Source organism: Kitasatospora sp. NPDC002522 (genome assembly GCF_053595195.1).
Map to the genome: position 1 here is coordinate 1 of NZ_JBSFXE010000076.1, position 21,956 is coordinate 21,956.

Sequence of the window (21,956 nt, forward strand, 5' to 3'; positions counted from 1 at the left end):
TGTCCCACAGGACGGTGGTCTCGCGCTGGTTGGTGATGCCGATGGCGCGGATGTCGTCCTTGGTGAGGTCGGCCTTGGCGAGGGCGCCGCGGACGACGGACTGGACGCGGGTCCAGATCTCGGCGGCGTCGTGCTCGACCCAGCCGGGCTGGGGGAAGATCTGCGCGTGTTCCTGCTGGTCGACGGAGACGATCCGGCCGTCCGCGCCGAAGATGATGCACCGGCTGGACGTCGTGCCCTGATCGATCGCGGCGATGTAGTTGGCGGTCATGCGGGGGACCTCGGCTCTGGGGGAGGGTTCGGGGGAACGCGGCCCGATGGTGGGTCGGACCGGGAGCGGTGCCGTGCGGTGGATCAGAACGCGACGTGGTACAGGCCGCCGGCCAGCAGGCCGCCGATGACCGGGCCGACCACCGGGATCCAGGCGTACGACCAGTCCGAGCCGCCCTTGTTCGGGATCGGCAGCAGCGAGTGGACGATGCGCGGGCCGAGGTCGCGGACCGGGTTGATGGCGTAGCCGGTGGGGCCGCCGAGCGAGAGGCCGATGCCGACCACGGTGAAGGCCACGATCAGGATGCCGGTGCCGGACAGGCCCAGGCCCTTGGTCAGACCCTGGGTGAGGATCGCCAGGCAGAGCACCATGGTGCCGATGATCTCGGTGAGCAGGTTCTGCACCGGGTTCCGGATCTCGGGGCCGGTGGAGAAGATGCCGAGGGTGGGCTCCTCGTTGGCCTGGAACTGGCCGAGGTAGGTCGCCCACACCAGCACGGCGCCGATCATCGCGCCGAGCAGCTGGGAGCCGAGGTAGAGCGGGACCTTGCTCCAGTCGCCGCTGTCCACGGCGAGGGCCAGGGTGACCGCCGGGTTGAGGTGTGCCCCGGACTTCGGTGCCGACATGTAGGCGGCGATCATCACCGCGAAGCCCCAGCCGAAGGTGATCGCCAGCCAGCCGGCGTTGATCGCCTTCGACTTCTTGAGGGTGACGGCGGCGCAGACGCCACCGCCGAGCAGGATCAGCGCGGCGGTACCGAGTGTTTCGCCGACGAAGATGTCGCCGTTGGAGAACGCGGACACGAAGACTCCCTTGTCCTGATGGCCCGGAGGAGCGGGGGGTGGGGGCAGGGGACGTTCGATCGCTGTGCGGGTGAGCGCGGGGTGGGTCCGAGTCGAACGTCCGCCGTTCGACAATGTCGACCGACATGCGGAAGCTTCTCCCTGCGGGCTTGCCTGCGTCAAGGCAGGGTTACGCAGCTGTGACTCAGCCGACGCGCGAACTGCCCTCGACGGTGCTTCGCGCGGGTCCCGGGAGCGGGTCCGGGGAGCGGGTCCGGGGAACGCGGAAGGCGCGGATGGGCTTCCCGCCCGTCCGCGCCTTCCGCCGTGCTCCTCCGGTCAGAACCGGCCGGCCCCCAGGTCGCGGGAGATCGCCCGCGCCGCGCTGCGCACCGACGCCACCAGCGAGGGCTTGGGGAATCCGTCCTGGCAGACCGTCTCCACGGCCCCGCTGATGCACACCGCGCCCACCGGGTTGCGCCGCCGGTCCTGGATCAGCGCGCCGATCGAGGCCACGCCCTCCCAGGTCTCCTCGACCGAGTCCGCCCAGCCGCGCTCGCGGATCAGCGCGGACTCGGCGTCCACGTCGGCGGCCCCGGTCAGCGTCCGGGTGGTGTACGCCTCGAACGGCCCGTCGCCCAACTCGCCTCGCGCGACCGGGTCGTAGGCCAGCAGCACCTTGCCGATCGCGGTGCTGTGCAGCGGCTGCATCGAGCCGACCTCCAGCACCTGGCGGGTGTCGTCGGGCCGGAAGACGTGGTGCACGATCAGCACGCCGCGCTGGTGCAGCACGCCCAGGTACACCGTCTCGCCGGCGGCCCTGGCCAGGTCGTCCGCCCAGACCAGCGCGCGGGCCCGCAGCTCGTGCACGTCCAGGTAGCTCTGGCCCAGCCGCAGCAGCTCCGCGCCCAGCTGGTACTTCCCGCTCTCCGGGTCCTGCTCGACGAACCCCTCCTGCTGCAGCGTCCGCAGGATCCCGTGCGCCGTGCCCTTCGCCAGGTCCAGCGACGCCGCGACCTCGGACAGGCCGAGCCGCCGCTCGCCGCCCGCCAGCAGGCGCAGGATCGCCGCCGCCCGGGACAGCGACTGGATCGGGCCGGGCATCGGTACCTCCGCAGAATGGTGGACGACAATGTCGACCGCGACACTGATGCCACCACTTTGCCACACCGCCGGGCCCGCTCTTCCGGATCTTGCCGGATCCTTTCGGATCTTCGGGGGCGGGCCTCAGGAGACGAACGGCCTGCCGTCGCCGCGGTCGATCAGGACGGTGCCGTGCCGGCCCAGACAGGACCAGTCCAGTTCCAGGCGCCACTCGGCCAGGTCCCAGCGGTTGTGGCGGGCGAAGACCCGGAAGTACTCCGGGGAGCTTGCCGTGACCGCGAACGGGAAGTCGGGCTCGCCCTCGGGCTCCGGCTGGGCGGTGGCCCGGCGGATCATCCGTTCGAGCGAGTAGCGCTCGAGGGTCTCTCCGGCCAGGTCGACGTTGAAGTCGACCGGCGGCAGGTCGAGGTCGACGGTGAAGGTCCGCACGCTCATCATCAGTGCGTCGCTTCGGGCGTCCGGCGAGAAGCGCCGCAGCACCACCGGGCGCAGCCGGTGCAGGATCACCGCCTGCTCGGTGTAGGCCTCCACCACCAGGCTCACCGAGGAGTCCGGGTGCCGGTGCCGCCCCTCGAAGGTGTAGGTCTCGCTCTCGCTGTCCAGCGCCGTCACCGACACCAGCAGGGCCTCGCCGTCCGGGCGGCTCGGTGCGAGGCCGACGTGCAGGTCCCCGTGGATGACGCCGACCTGGACGATGGACTGCGCGGTACCGCCGGACACCCGGTTCACGACGTTCGGAAGCTCGTCTGCCATGCTTCGCACCCTAACCTGCGGTGCATGCTCGACGGGCCGTCAACTCCCTTCCGGCACAAGCTCGGAGAGCTCGGTCCGGGAGGTGACGCCCAGCTTCGGGTACGCCTTGTACAGGTGGTAGCCGACCGTGCGGGCGCTGAGGAAGAGCTGGGCGGCGATGTCGCGGTTGGACAGGCCGCGGGCAGCCAGCCGGACGATCTGGTTCTCCTGCGGGGTCAGCCCGGAGAGCGTGTCCGGAGCGGCGGGCCGGTCGGCGGCGGGCGCCGCGCCCGTCGCGTCCAACTCGGTGCGGGCGCGCAACGACCACGGCTCGGCGCCCAGTTGGCGGAAGGCCTGGTCGGCTGCGCGCAGCGGGCCGCGAGCCTCGGCCTTGCGGCGGCCGCGACGCAGCCACTCGCCGTACAGCAGCCGGGTACGGGCCAGCTCCCACGGGCGGGGCTGCTCGGCGTGCAGGTCCAGGGCCGAACGGTAGAGGCCCTCGGCGAGTTCGTCCGGGGCGAGCAGGGCGTGGCAGCGGTGGACCAGTGCGCGGGCCCACGGACGGCCCGAGTGCTCCGCCCACCGCTCGAACCGGGCGAGCGGCTCCGCCGTCTGCTCCGGGCGACGCAGCCGGACCGCCGCCTCGACCAGGTCCGGCACGGAGCGGACGGCGGAGACGTGGAAGTGCTGCGGGCTGCGCGCCAGGGCGTCCAGCTGGGCCAGCGCGTCCTCGGCCCGGCCGGCCCCGAGCTCCAGCACGCCGAGCGCCCAACGCGACCACGGGGCACCCGAGTTGCCGCCCGCGAGCGCTGCGCGGGCGTGTTCGCGGCAGTCCTCCTCGGCGCCGCGGGTGGCTGCCGCGTACGCCAGGAAGCCGTGCAACTGGCCCGCCCACAGCGACTGGTCGCTGTCCAGCGCCAGCTGCAAGGCCTCGGCGGCCTGCGCGGTCGCGGACTCCGGTCGGCCGTCGAAGAGTTCCGCCTCCGCGAGGAAGAACAACAACGTCGGCAGCGTCCCGAACGCGCCGGTCTCCCGCGCCTCCCGGACCAGCCGCCGCGCCAGATCGAGCACCTCGTCGTCATGCCCCGGCACCAGACCGACCCCGCACGGCAACACCAGATCCACGGGCACGGCGGCACCGGCGGCGCGAGCTGCGCGCTCGGCGGTGGTGAGGGAGACATCGCCTGCGGCGGGCTTGAAGGGGAGGGAAGGGACGGGGGCACGGCCGGTGGTCTCGGCCGGGCGGGCCGGTACCGGGCGGAGCGGGGCGGGCTCCGCGGGGGTGGGTGCAGGCTGGGCGCCCCCGGCGGTGTCGGCCGGGTGGGCGGCTGCGGGCCCGGAGGGCGGCTGGTGGGTGCCGGCGTCTGCGCTCTCGGCGGGCGTGCCTGCGGCGCTCGCGCTATTGCCTGCTCCCGCTCCTGCTCCTGCGCCTGCGGCGATTGCGGGGTTCGGGGTGAGGTGGGCGAGGGACCGGGTCAGGTAGTGGACCAGGGGGGTGGCGGGGTCGGTGGGGGGGAGGGGGAGGGTGCGGAGGGCAGTGAGGGCTTGGTGGACGGAGGTGGCGTCGTCGTACCAGGCGGCGTGGATGGCCTGGACGAGGACGCGGGCGGCTGGGCCGGGGGCGGTGGTGGCGACCAGGTCGGCTGCCTGGGTGAGGCGTTGGAAGGAGGAGCGGTAGTCGCCGCGCCAGAACTCGGCGATGCCGCGGGCGAAGAGCAGGTGGGCGCGGGTGAGGTCGTCCGGGGCCGGGCCGGCCATCGCGGTGGCGGAGAGTTCCTCGGCGCGGCCGAGTTCGCCGGCTTCCAGCGCGGCCTCGACTGCAGCGACCGTCAACTCCCGTTCCCGTGAAGGGTCCTGACTGAGCCTCGCGGCACGCTCGTACGCGGCGGAAGCCCCCGCGTGGCCGCCGCGGGAGGCCGAGGAGGAGGCCGCGGCGGCGAGTTCCTCCGCCACGGCGGTGTCGCGGCCGGTGGCGGCGAGCGCCCGGTGCCAGGCGCGGCGCAGCGGGGCCTGCGGGCCGAGGGCGTCGGCGAGTGCGGCGTGCGCGGCCAGGCGTTCGGCGAGCGGGGCGCGGTCCACCAGGGCGGAGCGCAGCAGCGGATGACGGAACGTCAGCAGCCCGGCGGAGAGGTCGACATGGACCAGGCCACCGGCCTCTGCCGGGGCCAGCTCGACGGCCGTCAGGCCCCAGGACGCGGCGGCGGCGGGGAGCAGGACGTCGAGCGCGCCGGTCTCCTCGAGCGCGGCGAGCAGCAGCCACCGTTGGGTGCCGGCGGGCAGGCGGCTGACCTGGCCGTGGTAGGCGACCCGGAGCCGGCCGACCATCGGCAGCGCGGCCGTGCCGGGTGCGGCCGGTCCGCTCTGCGGGAGTTCCACCAGGGCCAGCGGGTTGCCCTGCGCCTCGGCCAACACCCGCTCCGGGGAGGGGAGTTCGGGGGCGATCGCGGTGAGCAGGGCGGCCGCCTCGGCCGGGTCCAGCGGATCGAGGCGCAGCTCCGGCAGGCCGGGCAGGTCGGGTCCGTCCGGGCGGGTGGCGAGCAGCAGGACGACCCGTTCGGCGCCGAGCCGGCGGGCCGCCAACTGGAGGGCCTGCACCGAGCCGTGGTCGACCCACTGCAGGTCGTCGACCACGCACAGCAGGGGCCGCTCCTCGGCGAGGTCGCCGAGCAGGGTGAGCACCGCCAGGCCGACCAGCAGCCGGTCGCCGCCGCCCGCCGGGCCGTCGGCGAGGCCCAACACCCGTTCCAGCGCAGCGCGTTGCGGTCCCGGTAGAGCACTTACCCGGTCCAGTGCGGCGGCCAGCAGCTGGGTCAGCGCGGCGAAGGAGAGCGACGCCTCGGACTCCACCCCGGAGGCCCGCAGCACCCGGAAGCCGTCGGCCCGCGCCAGGGCGTCGTCCAGCAGCGCGGTCTTGCCGATCCCCGGGTCGCCCCGGAGCACCAGCACCCCGCTGGTCCCCTCGCGTGCCCCCGCCAGCAGCCGACCGATCGCCGCCTGCTCCCGCCCCCGCCCGTACAGCCGCATGGCCCGACCCTACCTACACCGGCCGACGGGCCCGGCCGGTCATTGCCTAAGCGTGACGGATTCCCCGTCCGCCGCCCGTCCGTACCGTCTTGACCTGCAAGGACGCACCGCCGAATCCGAGACCGGAGGAACCGATGAACCTGCAGAACCTCGCCGAGCGCTACCTCGCCGCCTGGAACGAGACCGACCCGGCCGCCCGCCGCAAGCTGATCGACGACGCCTGGGCGGAGGACGGCAGCTACACCGACCCGCTGGTGGAGGCCAACGGCCGGGACGAGTTGGACGCCACCCTGGCCGCCGTCCAGGCCCAGTTCCCCGGCTGGGTCTTCCGGCTGGCCGGGCCGGTCGACGCGCACCACCACCTCTGCCGTTTCAGCTGGGAGCTCGGCCCGGCCGGCGCGGAGCCGCTGATCGTCGGCTTCGACGTGCTCGCCGCCGACCCGGAGGGCCGGATCGCCACCGTGCACGGCTTCCTCGACAAGGTCCCGGCGACGGCCTGAATCCTTCCGGCCGGGCGGCGACTCCTACCACCGTCACGTCCCCGCCCGGCCGACGCCCCGTCAACCCGCAAGACCTGCACGGCCTGCACGACCCACACGAGCCGACAGGCCCAGTGCCGAAAGGCCCGAAGAGCTGAAAGGGCCGAAGAGCCGAAAGGCCCGAAGAGCTGAAAGGGCCGAAAGCGCCGAAGGGTCGAAGGGTCGACGGGCCGGAGAGCCGAAAGAGCCGAAGAGCCGAAGTCTCGCAAGGTCGAAGGCCCGAAGGGTCGAAAGAGCCGAAGAGCCGGTGCGCCCGCAGGGCCTGGGAGATCAGCAGAGCCCGCGAGACCGGAAGAGCCCGCACGAGCCGAACGTACCGAAGTGCCCCGCCCGTCCCCCCCCCGCCGCACCCGAGGAGTCCTCACGTGTCCACCGTCAGCCCGCCGGCCACCGTGCCCGCCGTGGCCGAGCAGCCCGTCGCCCCGCGCGGACTGCTGCCGGTCGTGCTCACCGCCACCTTCATGTCGGCGCTCGACTTCTTCATCGTCAACGTGGCCATCCCGGCCGTCCAACGCGACCTGCACGCCGGGGCGTCGGCGATCCAGTGGGTGATGGCCGGGTACGCCCTCGCGCTGGCCGGCGGGCTGATCACCGCCGGACGGCTCGGTGACCTGCTCGGGCGCCGCCGGATGTTCTCGCTCGGCCTGGCGGTGTTCACCCTCGCCTCCGCGGCCTGCGGACTGGCCACCGGACCGGCGTTCCTGATCGCCGCCCGGGTGGTGCAGGGCCTCGGCGCCGCCCTGATGGGGCCTCAGGTGCTCGCCCTGCTGCGGACCGGCTTCCACGGCGCGGCGCAGGCGAAGGCGTTCGCCTCGTACGCGCTGACCCTCGGACTGGGCGCGGTGCTCGGCCAGTTGATCGGCGGGGTGCTGATCCGGGCCGACCTGTTCGGCACCGACTGGCGGGCGTGTTTCCTGATCAACGTCCCGGTCGGGCTGGCCACCCTGGTGCTGGTGCCGCGGACGGTGCCGGAGTCGCGGGCGCCGCAGCGTCCGAGCCTGGACCTGCCGGGCGTGCTGCTGGTGACGGCCGCGCTGGTGACGCTGGCGCTCCCGCTGATCCAGGGCCGGGCGAGCGGCTGGCCGGCCTGGACCTGGGTCAGCCTCGGCGGCTCGGCCGTGCTGTGGACGGCGCTGGCCCGCCACCAGGTCCGGCTGGCCGGGCGGGGCGGCTCCCCGCTGGTCCACCCGCACCTGTTCCGGACCCGCGCGTTCAGCGCCGGCATGCTCGCCCAACTCGCCTTCTGGCTCGGCCAGGCGTCGTTCTTCCTGGTCCTCGCGATCTACCTGCAGCAGGGTCGCGGCCTGGACGCGCTCGGCTCCGGAACGGTCTTCACCGCGCTCGGCGCCGGCTACCTCGCCACCTCGCTGAACGCCCACCGGGTCGCCGCCCGCCTCGGCCGCCAGGCCGTCGCGCTGGGCGCCGTCCTGATGGCGGGCGGCCTGGCCGCCCTCCGGATCACCGTCGACTCCGGCGCCCACAGCGCCCTCTGGCTGGTCCCCGCCCTGATCCTGGACGGCCTCGGCATGGGCCTGGTGATCGCCCCGCTCACCGGTTCCGCCCTCGCCGGCGTCCCCACCCACCTGGTCGGCTCCGCCTCCGGCACCGTGGCCACCGTCCAGCAGGTCGGCGGAGCCCTCGGCGTCGCCCTGATCGGCATCCTCTTCTACGGCGCCCCCACCGTCCGCTCCGGCTTCGGCACCTCCCTCCTCGCCCTGACCGTCCTGGAACTCGCCCTCGCCGCCACCGTGCAGCTCCTGCCCGCGGCCCGGGCGCGGCGCGGCGGCTCCCGCTGAATGACCGTCAGCACCGCCGCGCAGGACATAGCGTGGAGAGATGGATGATCGCCTGACCGACCGCTCCGCCGCCCCGGGCCGCTCGGCCTACCTCGGGGCGGCGGCCGCGTTCGCCGTGTGCATGGTGGGGACGACGCTGCCGACGCCGCTGTACGGGCTGTACCAGGAACAGATCGGGTTCTCCGAGCTGATGGTGACGGTGGTGTTCGCGGTCTACGCCTTCGGCGTGATCGGGGTGCTGCTGCTGGTCGGGAACGTGTCGGACACGGTGGGGCGGCGGCCGGTGCTGCTGTGCGGGCTGGTGGCGGCGGGGATCAGCGCGGCCTGCTTCCTGGCGGAGCAGGGGTTGCCGCTGCTGTTCGCGGGGCGGCTCTTCTCCGGACTGTCGGCGGGCCTGTTCACCGGCACGGCCACCGCGTACGTGCTGGAACTCGCCCGGCCGGAGCGCCGGGCCCGGGCCGGGTTCGCGGCGACCGCGGCCAACATGGGCGGCCTGGGCTGCGGGACGCTGCTGTCGGGCTTCCTCGCCGAGTACGCGCCGAACCCGCTGGTACTGCCGTTCGTGGTGCACCTGGTGATGCTGGCGGCGTCGTTCGCGGTGGTGTGGCTGCTGCCGGAGACCGTCGCCGGGGCCCGGCCGCTGCGCACCGCCCGGGTGCAGCGGCCGACGCTGCCGCCGGAGGTGCGCGGGGTGTTCGTGCCGGCCGGGATCGCCACCTTCGCCGGGTTCGCGCTGCTCGGCGTCTTCACCTCGGTCAGCCCGGCGTTCCTCGCCGAGGACCTGGGCATCCACAACCACGCGACGGTCGGGCTGGTCGTCTTCGCCGCGTTCTTCGCCTCCACGATCGGCCAACTGCTGGTGCCCCGGCTCGGCACCGCCCGGGCGATCCCGCTGGGCTGCGCGGTGCTGATCATCGGGCTGGGCCTGCTCAGCATCTCGCTCGCCACCACCACGCTGCCCGCCCTGGTCCTGGCCGCCCTGGTGGGCGGCGCGGGCCAGGGCATGGGCCTGCGCGGGGCGGTCGGCGAGGTGGCCGCCGCGGCGCCCGCCGACCGCCGCGGCGGGGTGCTGTCCGCCCTGTTCGTGGTCGCCTACTTCGGCATCTCCATCCCCGTCATCGGGGTGGGCCTGCTCGCCGAACCCCTCGGGCTGGCCGACGCGGGCCTGGTCTTCGCCGCGTGCATGGCCCTGCTCGCCGCCGCGTCCGCCGTCTACCTGGTGCGCCGGGCCGGCACCGGCGACCGGCCGCCGGCCCGCAGCGGGGAGTGACGTTCCGTCAGGGCCACAGCCGGTCGAGCAGCGCCCGCCACCAGCTGCCGCGGCGCGGCGCCGGGACGACCGCCGAAGCGGCGGCGAACGGCGGGGCGGCGAACGGCATTTCGGGGGCCGGCGCGAAGTCGGCCTCCGACAGGTCGGGGGCGGACGGCGGCGGCGGCGCCAGGGTGCGCGGCGTGAAGCGCACCGGCAGGGCCTGCAGGTGGCGGGACATCCAGTTCGACTTCCAGACCAGCTCGTCCTCGTCGACGGCGAGCCGGAGGTCCGGCAGGCGGGTCAGCAGGATGTCGATGCCGGTGTCGGCGATCGCCCGGCCGATGTCCTGGCCCGGGCACTCGTGCGGACCGGTGCCGAAGGACAGGTGCGAACGGTTGCCGTAGAGCTGCTCCGACAGGTCGGGGCGGACCGCCGGGTCGTTGTTGGCGGCGGCCAGCCCGAGCACCAGCATGTCGCCGCGCCGGATCTGCCGGCCGCCGAGCTCGGTGTCGCCGGTGGCCCAGCGGCCCGGCACCAGCTGGAACGGCGGGGCGTCCCACAGCACCTGGTCGATCGCGTCGGGCAGCGTCATCTGGCCGCCGGACAGGTGGGCGCGGAAGCCCTCGTCGGTGAGCACCATCTTCAGGGTGTCGGAGATCAGGGTGATGGTGGTCTGGTTCGCGGCGAGCAGCACCGAGCGCAGGTGCTGCAGCGCCTCGTCCTCGGTGAGGCCCGACGCGGGCTCCATCAGCCAGGTCACCAGGTCGGAGCCGGGGGAGCGGCGCTTGCGCTCCATGGTGCGGCGCAGGCACTCCACCACGTACTCGTTGCTGGCCACCGCCGTCGCGGTGCCGTTCACCAGGTCGCGGGCCGCCTCGACCAGCCGCGGCCCGTACTCGTCGGGCATCCCGAGCAGCTGCGTCATCACCAGCATCGGCAGGTGCTCGGCGAACCGGCTCACCAGCTCGGCCTGCCCGGCGGGGGCGAACTCGGCGATCAACTGGTCGGCGAAGCGGGTGACGTGACGCCGCATGCCGCGCCGGTCGAAGCGGTTCAGGCCGTCGGTGACCGCGGTGCGCAGCCGCCGCTGCTCGGCGCCGTCGACGAACGAGCAGACCGGCTGCCAGGCGATCACCGGCAGCACCGGGGAGTCCGGGGCGACCCGGCCCTCCTGGAACTCGGTCCAGCGGCGGGAGTCCCGGGAGAACCGGGACGGGGTGCGCATGGCGATCAGGTTGGCCGCGTAGCCGAGCACCAGCCAGGCGGGCAGGTCGCCGTGGAGCAGCACCGGCGCCACCTCGCCGTGCTCGGCGCGCAGCTTCTCGTACAGGCCGGCCGGGTCGGCCTCGGCCTCCGGCCCGTACAGGCGCCGCACCCCGCCCGGGCCGGTCGGGGCGACGGCGGTGGCGGCGGTGCCGACGTGGGCGGGGCAGCCGGGGGGTGGGACTGGTGAGGAGGTCACGGGCGCTCCGGGGAGGTGAGGGAGAGGATGAAGGGGGGTGACGGGCCGTCAGCCGACGGGCTGTGCGGCCAGGGCGTACAGGTAGCGCATCAGGGCCATCAGGACGTCGCGGCTGGACTCGCGGGTCCGGGCGTCGCACGCCACGATCGGCACCTCGGGCGGCAGGTCGAGCGCGGCCCGGATCTCCTCGACGGGATGGTCCGGGGAATCGGGGAAGGTGTTGGTCGCGACCACGAACGGCACCCCGCGGTCCTCCAGTCGGCCGAGGACGTCGAAACTGCCCTCCAGACGCCGGGTGTCCACCAGCACGACCGCGCCGAGCGCCCCCTCGAACAGGCCGTTCCACAGGAACCAGAACCGTTCCTGCCCGGGCGTGCCGAAGACGTACAGCACCAGCTGGTCGCTGATGGTGATCCGGCCGAAGTCCATCGCGACCGTGGTCGCGGTCTTGAGCTCCACGCCCGCCGGGTCGTCGACGCCGACCCCGGCCTGGGTCATGGTCTCCTCGGTGGTCAGCGGGCGGATCTCGCTGACCGAGCCGACCAGCGTGGTCTTGCCGACGCCGAAGCCGCCCACCACCACGATCTTGACGGCCGCGGAGACCGAGGCCGGGAGCAGGTCCGCCTCCTGCGGCCCGGCCGGCTCAGAGCCGCTGAAGTCCATTGATCACTGCCTCCAACAGGGAAAGGTCGGGAAGGGCGGCCACCGGCACCGGCGCGCGGACCTCGATCAGGTGGTCGTCGAGCAGGTCGGCCAGCAGCACGGAGACCAGGCCGGCCGGCAGCCGCAGGTACGCGGACAGCTCGGCGACCGACAGCGGCGAGCCGCACAGCCGCAGGATCACCACCTGCTCCGGCGGCATGGCCGGCCGCGGTTCGGTGCGCGCCACGACCAGGGTGACCAGGTCGAAGCCGGTGGGGGAGTCCTGCGGGCTGCGGCCGCTGCCGACCACGTAGAACCGGTCCGGGTCGTCGTCGTCCGCGCGCTGATCGGCCGTCATGTCCGCACCCTGCGGCGCCCGGTGCGGCCGGGTCCCGGCCGGGCCTTCGCCGCCGGGCGCGCCTGGGCCCTCACGCGCGGGGCTCGCCGGTGCGCGCAGGCGTGGAGAGGTGCTCGGCGACCCGGGCGACCAGGTCCCGCATGTGCGCGCCCACCAGCCCGGGGTCCACGCCGTCGTCGGCCAGCAGTGCCAGGTACGCGCGGGAGCCGGCCGCCATCAGGTAGAAGAACCCGCCGCCGACCTCGATCACCACCATCCGCATCCGCCCGTCGGCGTACGGGAACTCCTGGCCCACTGCGTGCGCCAGGCTCTGCAGGCCGGCGCAGGCGGCGGCCAGCCGGTCCGCGGTGTCCGGGTCGGCGCCGTGCTGGGCCAGGCGCAGGCCGTCGGCGGACAGGACGATGGCGTGCCGGGCGTACGGGACGGTCTCCACCAGGTCGCGGAGCAGCCAGTCCAAGTCGGTCCGTTGCTGAATCACTTCTCGCCCCTCCCTGCGGGCTCTTCACTCGTGTGGTCGCCGTCCGGCCCGGCGGGCTGCCGTTGGCCGGTCACGCCCTCGGTGAACGCGGCCAGCCACATCCCGGGCTGGGCCGGCTGCTCGGCGGACGGGCCGACCGGTGCGGCCAGCCGGACGCCGGGCGTGTGGCGGCGGCGCTGCGGCAGGCCGCTCGGCGTGCGCTCGGTCACCACCGGAAAGTCGTCCTGGTACTCGGGGGCCGGCGCGACGGTGCGGACCGGCCCGGACGCCGCGCGCCGGGTCGCGCCCAGCACCGACTTCGGCTTCCAGTTCCGCACCAGGGTCGGCGGGATGCTCGGGTCGTCCTTCTCCGGCAGCGGGCCGGGCGCCATCCCGCCGATGCCGAAGGTCCGTTCGGCGTTCGGCGCGGTGGTCAGGTACTCGGCGGGGACGATCAGCACCGCCCGCACGCCGCCGTACGCCGAGGAGCGCAGCGCCACCTGGAAGCCGTACGCCTTGCAGAGCCGGCCCACCACCGCCAGGCCCAGGCGCGGCGTCTCGCCGAGGTCGCCGAGGTCCATGCCGGCCGCCGCCTCGGCGAGCATCCGCTCGGCCTTGGCCCGGCCCTCCTCGCCCAGGCTCAGGCCGCCGTCCTCGATCTCGATCGCGATGCCGCTCTGCACCTCGGAGGCGGTCAGGTGGACCATCGTCTGCGGCGGCGAGTACCGGGTGGCGTTGTCCAGCAGCTCGGCCAGCGCGTGGATCAGCGGCTCGACCGCCGGGCCCTGCACCGCCACGTCCGACACCGGGTGCAGCTCGATCCGCCGGTAGTCGAGGACCCGCGACATCCCGCCGCGCAGCACCCGGTACAGCGCCACCGGCCGGTTCCACTGGCGGCCGGGCCGCGCGCCGCCGAGCACCGAGATGCTGTCCGCGAGCCGGCCGATCAGCGCGTTCTCGTGGTCCAGCGTCAGCATGTCGGCGAGCACCGCCGCGACGGTGCCGTGCCGGTGCTCCATCCGCCGCAGGTCCACCGCCTGGCGGTGCACGATCGCCTGCACCCGCCGGGCGATGCTCACCACCGCCCGCTGGGTGGACTCGCGCTTCGCCGACTCCTCGTCGACGGCGAACAGCACCGAGCGCAGCACCGCGATCCGCGCCTTGTTGAACTCCGGCCCCAGCACCGGCGGCTGCGCCAGGTACGTGCGCAGCACGTCGCCGTGGTACTCGCCGCGCTGCATCCGGCCGATCGCCTCCGGCACGGTGGTGCGCGCCAGCTCGTACATCTCGGCCCGCTGCCGCTCCAGGTGCCGCTGCAGCTCCTGCTCCCGCGCCGCCCACTGCTCGCGCAGCTCCGCCAGTGCCCGGCCGCGGCGCACCGCGGCGAGTCCGGCCAGCAGCGTCGCCGCCGTCCCCGCCAGGCCGCACCAGAGCACCGCCGCGCGCGCGTCCTGCGGGGCCGCCGCCGCGACGGCGGCCGCCGCAGCGATCACCGCCGCGGGCAGCAGGCCGACCGGAACGGCGGTACGCAGCCGGTTTCCCGGTGACGATCCGACACGAAGCATCATCATCCTCGAACGCTCGAAGGGACAGGACGGGCGGCGCGCGGGAGTCCCGTGACGTGCCGTCAGCAAGGTTTCCACGGACCGGAGTTGGTCCGACTTGACGGAACACGTCCGAACTCCCGGCACCAGGCTTCTCGTCCACGGCCCCAGCCCGTGGCATCCCGCCCCGGATTCACCTGTACGAGCGACTCCCGGCGCGATCCCCGGCACGGCGGCCGGGCGGAGTGCTAGGCCGTCCCGCGCGGAGGCTCTGTCGTTCCCGGAACGCGGCACCGCCCCGGGGTGGGGGCCCGGGGCGGTGGGTGGGGGAGTGCGGGGGCGTCAGCGGGTCGGGAACAGGCCGGTGTTGAAGCGGAGGGCGGGGGCGGCCAGCTGGGCGAGGGAGCGGGCCTGGGCGGGCCACCAGACGCCGGCGGCGGGGTCGACGGTGCCGTACTCGGGGTCGGCGGGCCCGGCCGTGCCGCGGGTGCAGCTGCCGTCGGACTCGCCCGGGACCTTGATCCACAGGTAGGCGTCGAGCAGGGCCTCGCCGGTCGCGGCGGTGGGCCGGGTGCCGAGGCTGCGGCCATGGGGGCACCTCCCAGCCCCCCTCGGGGCTGGGGGAGGGTTGCACCAGGTCTGCGGGTCGCCGGAGTAGGTGCCGGGCGCGGGCGTCCACGGACCCTTGCCGTTGCGGCTGCTGTCGATCACGAAGTGGGTCAGCGCGGCCGAGGCGGGCACGTGGCTCGCGTACCAGGCGTCGGCGTCCGCCGCGGGCCAGTACTGGTTGGCGCAGGAGTCGGCGGCGGCGCCGGGGGTGTGCTGGAGGTACCAGACGCAGCCGGAGACCTGCTTGCCGTAGCGGACCAGGTCGGCGTCGGTCTGGTAGTTGGAGACGTTCAGGAAGAAGCCAGCGCGCCGGGCTGCCGCTCCAGCCGGTCCACCGCGGCGCCGATCTGCGCCAGCCGGTCCCGCTGCTGGGCGGTGGTGCCGCCGCAGTACGCGGGGGACAGGGCCAGCACGTCCGGCTCCAGGACCACCACGGTCCTCCGGGTTCCGGGGCCGGTCGCCAGCGCGTCGATCCACTGCGCGGAGTCGGCGCCGGAGAGCAGGACGGCGAGCGAGAGCAGGCCACGGGTCGGCCGGGGTGGGCGCATGGCGGGGGATCTCCCGAGGTCGCGGGGCTGGTTCGACGGTCGTTCGACAGGCGCCGACCATGCAGCCAGCGCGCCGACGGAGCGTCAAGACGGGCCCCGGCCAGGCGCGAACCGTCCCGGCGACCGCCCAGGTGGGCGGCGGCGCGGGCCCGCGGCGCCGTGAAAGTTACCCGTCGTCGCCGCTCGCCGCCGCGTCCGGCTCCCGGCCGACGCGGGCGGACGGCAGGCGGCGGGTGAACAGCAGCGCGCCCGCCGTGATCCCCGTGCAGGCCAGCACCGCCGCCTTCAGGCCCTGGATCTGCGCCTCCTGGTAGTTCTCCACCAGCACGGCGGCCTCCGCGGGCGGCACGCTCGGCTGCGCGGCCAGCGCGGCCGCCACCTCCGCGGCCGGTACGAAGGACACGCCCGCCTCCACCTGGGTCGCGGCCTGGTCGGCGACGGCCGCGGAGATCCGCGGGTCGCTCTCGATCTCGCTGGTGACGGACGTGGCCAGGGCGCCGATCAGGATCGCGCCGATCAGCGCCGTGCCCAGCGAGGAGCCGAGGTTCTGCGCGGTGTACTGCAGGCCGCCCGCCTCACTGCGCTCCCCGGCCTGCACGCTGGACTGCACCGTGTTGCCGAGCTGCGAGGCGAGCATGCCCAGCCCGACGCCGAGCAGCGCCATCGCCCCGGCGAACGAGGCGCCCTTCAGCTGCGGGCCGATCGCGACGATCAGCCACAGCGTCGCGGCGAGCAGCACCAGCAGCCCGATCCGGACGATCGTCCGCGGCGAGGCCAGGCGCAGCAGCAGCGAGCCGCACATCGAGGCGGCCAGCATGGTCACCGACACCGGCAGCAGCCGCAGACCCGTCTCGAAGGCGTCCAGCCCCTGCACCACCTGGAGGTAGAGCGGGATCACGAAGAACAGGCCGAGCAGCACGGTGTTCTGGTTGAACAGCGTGATCAGCCCGGCGCGCAGCGGCCGGTTGTCGAACAGGTCGAGCGCGACCAGCGGGTCGAGGCCGCGCCGCTCCCGGTGCCGTTCGAGCCGGCAGAACGCGTACACGAGCGCTCCGCCGAGCGCGACGACGAACAGCGTCGGCGCGAAGCCGATGACGGTGAACGGCGGGTTGCGCGGCTCGACCCAGCCCCAGGTGCCGCTCTGCAGCACGGCCAGCACCATCAGCGCCAGGCCCGCGGCGGAGAGCACCACGCCCCACACGTCGAGGTGCGGCCGGCGGTCGGGCTCCGGCTGGGCCGGCACCCAGCGCATCAGCAGCAGGATCACCACCACCAGGACCACCTCGCCGGCGAAGACCAGCCGCCAGGTCAGGTAGGTGGTGACCCAGCCGCCCAGCAGCGGCCCGACCGCGATCCCGGCGCCCGCCAGTCCGCCGATGACGGCGTACGCCACCGCACGCTCGCGCCCGGTGTAGGAGCCGGCCACCAGGGCGGCCAGCGCGGGCAGCACCAGCGCCGCGCCGAGCCCCTCGATCACCGACCAGCCGAGCGCCAGCACGCCGACCGTCGGCGCCACCGCGGTCAGCCCGGAGCCGACCCCGTAGACCACCATGCCGACCACGAAGACCCGCCGTCGGCCGTAGATGTCGCCGATCTTGCCGCCGGTCAGCATGAAGGCCGCCATCACCAGCGTGTAGAGGGTGATGACGGCCTGGATCGTGGTGACCTCGGTGTCGAAGTCCGCGACCAGCTGACTGATCGACACGTTCATCACGGAGGCGTCGAGCACCATCAGGAACTGGGCGATCCCCAGGACGATCAGAGTCTTCCAACGGTTCATCACGCCTCCCGGCCCACACGCTAACCCGCGCCGCCGCGGGAACCGCCGATGACACGTCGTCGGCGATCCGGGCAGCGCGCGGCGACCGGGTTGTCTAGACTCCGCACGGGATTACCGGCCGGTAGGGATGGGAGTTCGCGCGGTGGGCATGCGAGTGCACGCGTTCGGGGACGACGCGCTGGGGGAACACGACGCGGTCGGGCTGGCGGAGCTGGTGCGCACCGGCGCGGTCAGCCCCGGCGAGCTGGCGGCGGCGGCCGCCGAGCGGGCCCGGCGGGTCGAGGGCGCGCTGGCGCCGCTGGCGTTCGTCCCCGCCGAGCCGCCGCGGGCCGCCGCACCGCACCGCGGCGCACCGCTGTACGGGGTGCCGACCTACCTGAAGGACAACGTCGACCTGGCCGGCATGCCGACCGGGCACGGCAGCGCGGCGTTCCGGGCCCGCCCCGCGCGGCGCAGCGCGCTGTTCGCCGAGCAACTGCTCGGCACCGGCCTGGCGGTGCAGGGCAAGACCCGGCTGCCGGAGTTCGGCCTGAACGCCTCCACCGAGTACGCGGCCGCCGAACCGGTCCGCAACCCCTGGCTGACCAGCCACTCGGCGGGCGCCTCCTCGGGCGGCTCGGCCGCGCTGGTCGCGGCCGGCGTGGTGCCGATCGCGCACGCCAACGACGGCGGCGGCTCGATCCGGATCCCGGCCGCCGCCTGCGGACTGGTCGGCCTCAAGCCCACCCGCGGCCGGCTGGCGCCCAACGACCAGGGCCGGCGGCTGCCCATCGACCTGGTCACCGACGGCGTGGTCACCCGCTCGGTGCGCGACACCGCCGTCTTCCTGGCCGCCGCCGAGCGCCGCCGCCGCAGCGCGGTGCTGCCGCCGATCGGCCTGGTCGAGGGGCCGGGCGCGCGGCCGCTGCGGATCGGCCTGGTGCTGGACTCGCCGGTCGCACCGGCCGACGAGCAGACCCGGCGCGCCGTCGAGGAGACCGCCGCCCGGCTGGAGGACATGGGGCACCGGGTCGAGCCGCTCGCCCTGCCGTTCGGCGCGCAGTTCCAGCAGGACTTCACGCTGTACTGGGGCTTCCTGGCCTTCCTGATCGCCACCAGCGGTCGCCTGCTGCTCGACCCGAGCTTCCGGGCCCGCGGCCTGGACGGCCTCACCACCGGCCTGCGGCGCACCTTCCAGCGCGAGTTCACCGCCCTGCCGGGGGCGCTGCGCCGCCTGCGCGAGGTCGAGCGGAGCTACGCCGGGCTGTTCCACACGCACGACGCGGTGCTCTCCCCGGTGCTCGCGCACACCACCCCGCCGCTCGGCCACCTCAGCCCGACCGTGCCGTTCGAGGAGCTGATCGCCCGGCTGCACCGGTACGTGGCCTTCACCCCGGTCAACAACGTCTCCGGCGGCCCGGGCATCGCACTGCCGACCGGCAGCACCCCGGAGGGCCTGCCGATCGGCGTCCACCTGTCCGCGCCGCACGGCGGCGAACGGGTGCTGCTGGAGCTGGCGTACGCCCTGGAGGCCGAACGGCCGTGGCGCCGGATCCAGGACTGAACCCGGACCCGCCGCCACGGCGGGAGTTGTCAGACAAGCCCTACCGGCCGGCCGCCGCGTGGCGGTCGGCCGCCGCGGCGCCGCGGCCGTCCGCGTCGAGGGCGGCCAGGATGTCGTCCACGCTCTGCTTGGCGTCGCCGAAGAGCATGGAGCTGTTCTCGCGGAAGAACAGCGGGTTCTGCACGCCCGCGTAGCCGGAGGCCATCGAGCGCTTGAAGACGACGACCTGCTCGGCCTCCCAGACCCGCAGCACCGGCATGCCCGCGATCGGGCTGGACGGGTCGTCCAGGGCCGCCGGGTTGACGGTGTCGTTGGCGCCGATCACCAGCACCACCGAGGTGTCGGCGAAGTCCTCGTTGATCTCGTCCATCTCCAGGACGATGTCGTACGGCACCTTCGCCTCGGCCAGCAGCACGTTCATGTGGCCGGGCAGCCGGCCCGCCACCGGGTGGACGCCGAAGCGGACCTCGACGCCACGGTCGCGCAGTCGGCGGGTCAGCTCCGCCACCGGGTGCTGGGCCTGGGCGACCGCCATGCCGTAGCCCGGGGTGATGATCACCGACTTGGCGGCGGCGAGCAGCTCGGCCGCCTCCTGGGCGCGGACCTCGCGGTGCTCGCCCTCCTCCGCGTCGCCGCCGGACGGCGCCTCGATGCCGAAGCCGCCCGCGATCACGGACAGGAAGGAGCGGTTCATCGCCTTGCACATGATGTACGACAGGTACGCACCGGAGGAGCCGACCAGCGCGCCGGTGACGATCAGCAGGTTGTTGTCGAGCAGGAAGCCCGCGGCGGCCGCCGCCCAGCCCGAGTAGCTGTTCAGCATGGAGACCACGACCGGCATGTCGCCGCCGCCGATCGAGGCGACCAGGTGCCAGCCCAGCAGCAGCGCGAGCACCGTCACGGCGATCATCAGGCCCAGGTTCGGGCTGACGGTGAACCAGACGGTCAGCGCCACGAAGGCGCCGAGCGCGCCCAGGTTGAGCGCGTTCTTGCCGGGGAGCACCAGCGGGCGGGAGTTGATCCGGGCGGAGAGCTTCAGGAAGGCGACGATGGACCCGGTGAAGGTGACCGCGCCGATGAAGATGCCGATGAACACCTCGGCGTGATGGATGCTCAGCAGGTCTGCGCCGACCGCGGTCTGCGCGTCGCCGTGCCGCTCGACCTCGAGGTAGCTGTTCCAGCCGACCAGCACCGCGGCCAGGCCGACGAAGCTGTGCAGGACGGCGATCAGTTCCGGCATCTGGGTCATCTCGACCTGCCGGGCCCGCCACAGGCCGATCGCGGCGCCGAGCGCCATGGCGAGCAGGATCAGCGCGACCGCTCCCGCGCTGATGTCCTGGGCGGCCACCACGACGGTGGCGACCAGGGCCAGGGCCATGCCGGCGATGCCGTAGACGACGCCGGCCCGGGAGGTGCGGTGCTGGGAGAGGCCGGCCAGGCTGAGGATGAACAACAGGGCGGCGACCAGGTCCGCGGCGTGCGCGGCGGTGAGGGAAGTCATCGGGGCTCAGCCTTTCGAGAACATGCTCAGCATGCGGCGGGTGACGGCGAAACCGCCGAAGATGTTCACGCTGGTCAGCAGGATCGCCACGAAGGACAGCACCGTGACCAGCACGCTCTCGTGCCCGATCTGCAGCAGGGCGCCGATCACCACGATCCCGGAGATCGCGTTCGTCACCGACATCAGCGGCGTGTGCAGCGCGTGGTGGACCTTGCCGATGACGTAGTAGCCGATCACCACGGCGAGCGCGAACACCGTGAAGTTCTCCGCCAGTTGGGTCGGGGCGAAGGCGACCAGCAGGAACATCGCCAGCATCCCGAGACCGATCAGGCCGAACCGGACACCCGGCGTCACCCGCGAGGGCTTCGGCTCGGCGGGGGCCGGCCGGGCGGCCGCGGCGGCGGCGGGTGCGGCCGAGACCGCGACCGGCGGGGGCGGCCAGGTGGTCTCGCCGTCCCGGACCACCGTCACCGCCCGCTGCACCACGTCCTCGAAGTCGATGACCAACTGCCCGTCCTTGCCGGGCGTCAGCAGCTTCAGCAGGTTGACCAGGTTGGTGCCGAACAGCTGCGAGGCCTGCGCCGGCAGCCGCGACGCCAGGTCGGTGTAGCCGATCAGGGTCACCCCGTTGGAGGTCACCACGGTGCGGCCCGCCACGGTGCCCGCGACGTTGCCGCCCTGCGCGGCCGCCATGTCGACGATCACGCTGCCCGGCTTCATCGCCGCCACGTCCTCGGCGGTCAGCAGCTTCGGCGCCGGGCGGCCCGGGATCAGCGCGGTGGTGATCACGATGTCCACGTCCGCGGCCTGCGCGTGGTACAGCTCCGCCGCGGCCCGGTCGTAGTCCGCGGAGGTCGCCTTGGCGTACCCGTCGGTGCTCGCCTCCTGGGCGACCTCCACCGGCAGGTACTCGCCGCCCAACGACCGCACCTGGTCCGCCACCTCGGGACGCGGGTCGGTGGCCCGGACGATCGCGCCGAGGCTGGAGGCCGCACCGATCGCGGCCAGCCCCGCCACGCCCGCACCCGCCACCAGCACCTTCGCCGGCGGGACCTTGCCCGCCGCGGTCACCTGGCCGGTGAAGAACCGGCCGAACACGTGCGCCGCCTCGATGACGGCCCGGTACCCCGCGATGTTCGCCATCGAGCTGAGCACGTCCATCGACTGCGCGCGGGAGATCCGCGGCACCGCGTCCAGCGACAGCGCCGTCACCGGACGCGCGGACAGCGCCTCCAGCAGCTCCGGCCGCTGAGCCGGCGTCAGCAGGCCCACCAGCGTCGCACCGTCGCGCAGCCGGGCCACCTCGGCGTCCGACGGCGCATTCACCTTCAGCACCACCTCGGCCGCCCAGGCGTCCCCGAGACTGGCCCCGGCCTCCGCGTACGCCTCGTCGCCGAACCCGGACGACGAACCCGCGCCCGACTCGACGACGACCTCGTAGCCCAACGCCAGCAGCCCCCGAACCGTCGACGGTGTCGCCGCCACCCGGGTCTCCCCGGGCGCGGACTCGGCGACCACACCGACCCGTTGGGGCGGGCGCGGCGAGGAGTCGTATCCAGACATCTCTCGTTCTCTCTCGTCGAAGGAGGTGGTGCCGGGCGCAGCGGTCGAGGGGAACTACTCCCCTTGGTCGCAGGAACCTAGACTCCCAAGAGCCTTCGTGAGAGCGAATGAAGCCGTGAAATGTGTCACCACATGGCTGAAGCGAGTGCCCGCAGGGGCTCGGGGCCCTGCGCAGCAGGGGCTCGGGGAACTGCGAGGCGAGTGGCGGTGGGGTTGTCGGGCGCGGTGCGTCTGGGTGCTTCCGGTTTCCCGGAGCCTCCAGACCGTCAGCGCGCTCGAGACCCCTCCGCCAGGCACCCCCGCCGTTCCCCGGGCCCCTGGATCGTGCAACTTTCCCTTTAGCCCCAGGTGATGAGGCGCTTCGGGTACTCCAGGATCGCCGCGGTGTCCGCGAGGACCTTGGAGCCGAGTTCGCCGTCGACCAGGCGGTGGTCGAAGGAGAGCGCCAG

General features: G+C 74.0%; 20 protein-coding genes. 4 read left to right on the forward strand and 16 right to left on the reverse strand.

The window, feature by feature from the left end:
• The 5 genes from ACWD4U_RS33740 to ACWD4U_RS33760 all read right to left on the reverse strand — a co-directional run.
• The coding region (locus tag ACWD4U_RS33740; protein WP_449787398.1) for an FGGY family carbohydrate kinase at positions 1-271 on the reverse strand (271 nt) is incomplete at its 3' end.
• Positions 272-354: 83 nt separating this feature from the next.
• On the reverse strand, positions 355-1,074 hold the full coding sequence (locus ACWD4U_RS33745; protein WP_363461601.1) for an MIP/aquaporin family protein: 720 nt from the start codon (positions 1,072-1,074) through the stop codon (positions 355-357).
• Between the two features lie 318 nt (positions 1,075-1,392).
• Positions 1,393-2,157 (reverse strand): IclR family transcriptional regulator, encoded by a 765-nt coding sequence (locus tag ACWD4U_RS33750; protein WP_363461599.1) that lies wholly within the window; start codon positions 2,155-2,157, stop codon positions 1,393-1,395.
• A 123-nt stretch (positions 2,158-2,280) separates the two neighbouring features.
• Positions 2,281-2,910 carry a hypothetical protein gene (locus ACWD4U_RS33755; protein WP_363461597.1) on the reverse strand — a complete coding sequence of 210 codons (630 nt, stop codon included), beginning with the start codon at positions 2,908-2,910 and terminating at the stop codon, positions 2,281-2,283.
• 39 nt (positions 2,911-2,949) lie between these two features.
• Positions 2,950-5,913: a helix-turn-helix transcriptional regulator gene (locus ACWD4U_RS33760; RefSeq protein WP_363461595.1), complete on the reverse strand. Its 2,964-nt coding sequence runs from the start codon at positions 5,911-5,913 to the stop codon at positions 2,950-2,952.
• A 134-nt stretch (positions 5,914-6,047) separates the two neighbouring features.
• Between ACWD4U_RS33760 and ACWD4U_RS33765 the strand changes: the two genes are divergently transcribed.
• The 3 genes from ACWD4U_RS33765 to ACWD4U_RS33775 all read left to right on the forward strand — a co-directional run bounded on the left by ACWD4U_RS33765 (position 6,048) and on the right by ACWD4U_RS33775 (position 9,518).
• On the forward strand, positions 6,048-6,413 hold the full coding sequence (locus ACWD4U_RS33765; protein ID WP_363461593.1) for a nuclear transport factor 2 family protein: 366 nt from the start codon (positions 6,048-6,050) through the stop codon (positions 6,411-6,413).
• Positions 6,414-6,817: 404 nt separating this feature from the next.
• Entirely contained in the window at positions 6,818-8,248 is a 1,431-nt protein-coding gene (locus ACWD4U_RS33770; protein WP_363461591.1) for an MFS transporter, read from the forward strand.
• Positions 8,249-8,288: 40 nt separating this feature from the next.
• The gene (locus ACWD4U_RS33775; protein WP_363461589.1) at positions 8,289-9,518 is read left to right on the forward strand and encodes an MFS transporter; all 1,230 of its coding nucleotides are present in this window, start codon (positions 8,289-8,291) and stop codon (positions 9,516-9,518) included.
• A gap of 7 nt (positions 9,519-9,525) precedes the next feature.
• Here ACWD4U_RS33775 and ACWD4U_RS33780 read toward each other — a convergent pair whose 3' ends face one another.
• From ACWD4U_RS33780 to ACWD4U_RS33815, 8 genes are all read right to left on the reverse strand, one after another.
• Entirely contained in the window at positions 9,526-10,962 is a 1,437-nt protein-coding gene (locus tag ACWD4U_RS33780) for a cytochrome P450 (RefSeq protein ID WP_363461587.1), read from the reverse strand.
• A gap of 48 nt (positions 10,963-11,010) precedes the next feature.
• Positions 11,011-11,625 carry a GTP-binding protein gene (locus ACWD4U_RS33785; protein WP_363461585.1) on the reverse strand — a complete coding sequence of 205 codons (615 nt, stop codon included), beginning with the start codon at positions 11,623-11,625 and terminating at the stop codon, positions 11,011-11,013.
• A complete protein-coding gene (locus ACWD4U_RS33790; RefSeq protein WP_363461583.1) occupies positions 11,606-11,962 on the reverse strand; it encodes a DUF742 domain-containing protein in 357 nt (118 codons plus the stop codon). Before ACWD4U_RS33790 ends, ACWD4U_RS33785 begins: the two co-directional genes overlap by 20 nt.
• A 70-nt stretch (positions 11,963-12,032) precedes the next feature.
• Positions 12,033-12,440, reverse strand: coding sequence for a roadblock/LC7 domain-containing protein (locus tag ACWD4U_RS33795; RefSeq protein ID WP_363461581.1), 408 nt, complete (start codon positions 12,438-12,440; stop codon positions 12,033-12,035).
• Entirely contained in the window at positions 12,437-13,990 is a 1,554-nt protein-coding gene (locus ACWD4U_RS33800; protein WP_363461579.1) for an ATP-binding protein, read from the reverse strand. Before ACWD4U_RS33800 ends, ACWD4U_RS33795 begins: the two co-directional genes overlap by 4 nt.
• Positions 13,991-14,305: 315 nt before the next feature.
• Complete coding sequence (locus tag ACWD4U_RS33805) at positions 14,306-14,962, reverse strand: glycoside hydrolase family 6 protein (protein ID WP_449787399.1); 657 nt, start codon at positions 14,960-14,962, stop codon at positions 14,306-14,308.
• Complete coding sequence (locus ACWD4U_RS33810) at positions 14,863-15,120, reverse strand: hypothetical protein (protein ID WP_363461605.1); 258 nt, start codon at positions 15,118-15,120, stop codon at positions 14,863-14,865. The genes ACWD4U_RS33805 and ACWD4U_RS33810 overlap by 100 nt, the downstream gene beginning before the upstream one ends.
• 166 nt (positions 15,121-15,286) lie before the next feature.
• A complete protein-coding gene (locus ACWD4U_RS33815; RefSeq protein ID WP_363461577.1) occupies positions 15,287-16,900 on the reverse strand; it encodes an MFS transporter in 1,614 nt (537 codons plus the stop codon).
• A 148-nt stretch (positions 16,901-17,048) separates the two neighbouring features.
• Between ACWD4U_RS33815 and ACWD4U_RS33820 the strand changes: the two genes are divergently transcribed.
• Positions 17,049-18,443 (forward strand): amidase, encoded by a 1,395-nt coding sequence (locus tag ACWD4U_RS33820; RefSeq protein ID WP_363461575.1) that lies wholly within the window; start codon positions 17,049-17,051, stop codon positions 18,441-18,443.
• Between the two features lie 40 nt (positions 18,444-18,483).
• Here ACWD4U_RS33820 and pntB read toward each other — a convergent pair whose 3' ends face one another.
• The 3 genes from pntB to ACWD4U_RS33835 all read right to left on the reverse strand — a co-directional run.
• Positions 18,484-19,944, reverse strand: a complete 1,461-nt coding sequence (gene pntB, locus ACWD4U_RS33825) for a Re/Si-specific NAD(P)(+) transhydrogenase subunit beta (RefSeq protein WP_363461573.1) — start codon at positions 19,942-19,944, stop codon at positions 18,484-18,486.
• A 6-nt stretch (positions 19,945-19,950) separates the two neighbouring features.
• Positions 19,951-21,507 (reverse strand): Re/Si-specific NAD(P)(+) transhydrogenase subunit alpha, encoded by a 1,557-nt coding sequence (locus tag ACWD4U_RS33830; RefSeq protein ID WP_363461571.1) that lies wholly within the window; start codon positions 21,505-21,507, stop codon positions 19,951-19,953.
• Between the two features lie 338 nt (positions 21,508-21,845).
• Positions 21,846-21,956, reverse strand: a 111-nt coding sequence (locus ACWD4U_RS33835) for a 2-oxo acid dehydrogenase subunit E2 (RefSeq protein ID WP_363458710.1), incomplete at its 5' end; no start/stop codon positions are given.

What these genes read in the sequence shown, in the direction of transcription:
- ACWD4U_RS33830 (WP_363461571.1), bottom strand. Translation starts at nt 21,507, where the DNA reads ATGTCTGGATACGACTCCTCGCCGCGCCCGCCCCAACGGGTCGGTGTG.
- ACWD4U_RS33790 (WP_363461583.1), bottom strand. Translation starts at nt 11,962, where the DNA reads ATGACGGCCGATCAGCGCGCGGACGACGACGACCCGGACCGGTTCTAC.
- ACWD4U_RS33750 (WP_363461599.1), bottom strand. Translation starts at nt 2,157, where the DNA reads ATGCCCGGCCCGATCCAGTCGCTGTCCCGGGCGGCGGCGATCCTGCGC.
- ACWD4U_RS33765 (WP_363461593.1), top strand. Translation starts at nt 6,048, where the DNA reads ATGAACCTGCAGAACCTCGCCGAGCGCTACCTCGCCGCCTGGAACGAG.
- ACWD4U_RS33755 (WP_363461597.1), bottom strand. Translation starts at nt 2,910, where the DNA reads ATGGCAGACGAGCTTCCGAACGTCGTGAACCGGGTGTCCGGCGGTACC.
- ACWD4U_RS33785 (WP_363461585.1), bottom strand. Translation starts at nt 11,625, where the DNA reads ATGGACTTCAGCGGCTCTGAGCCGGCCGGGCCGCAGGAGGCGGACCTG.
- ACWD4U_RS33760 (WP_363461595.1), bottom strand. Translation starts at nt 5,913, where the DNA reads ATGCGGCTGTACGGGCGGGGGCGGGAGCAGGCGGCGATCGGTCGGCTG.
- ACWD4U_RS33810 (WP_363461605.1), bottom strand. Translation starts at nt 15,120, where the DNA reads ATGCGCCCACCCCGGCCGACCCGTGGCCTGCTCTCGCTCGCCGTCCTG.
- ACWD4U_RS33800 (WP_363461579.1), bottom strand. Translation starts at nt 13,990, where the DNA reads ATGATGATGCTTCGTGTCGGATCGTCACCGGGAAACCGGCTGCGTACC.
- ACWD4U_RS33775 (WP_363461589.1), top strand. Translation starts at nt 8,289, where the DNA reads ATGGATGATCGCCTGACCGACCGCTCCGCCGCCCCGGGCCGCTCGGCC.
- ACWD4U_RS33820 (WP_363461575.1), top strand. Translation starts at nt 17,049, where the DNA reads ATGCGAGTGCACGCGTTCGGGGACGACGCGCTGGGGGAACACGACGCG.
- pntB (WP_363461573.1), bottom strand. Translation starts at nt 19,944, where the DNA reads ATGACTTCCCTCACCGCCGCGCACGCCGCGGACCTGGTCGCCGCCCTG.
- ACWD4U_RS33815 (WP_363461577.1), bottom strand. Translation starts at nt 16,900, where the DNA reads ATGAACCGTTGGAAGACTCTGATCGTCCTGGGGATCGCCCAGTTCCTG.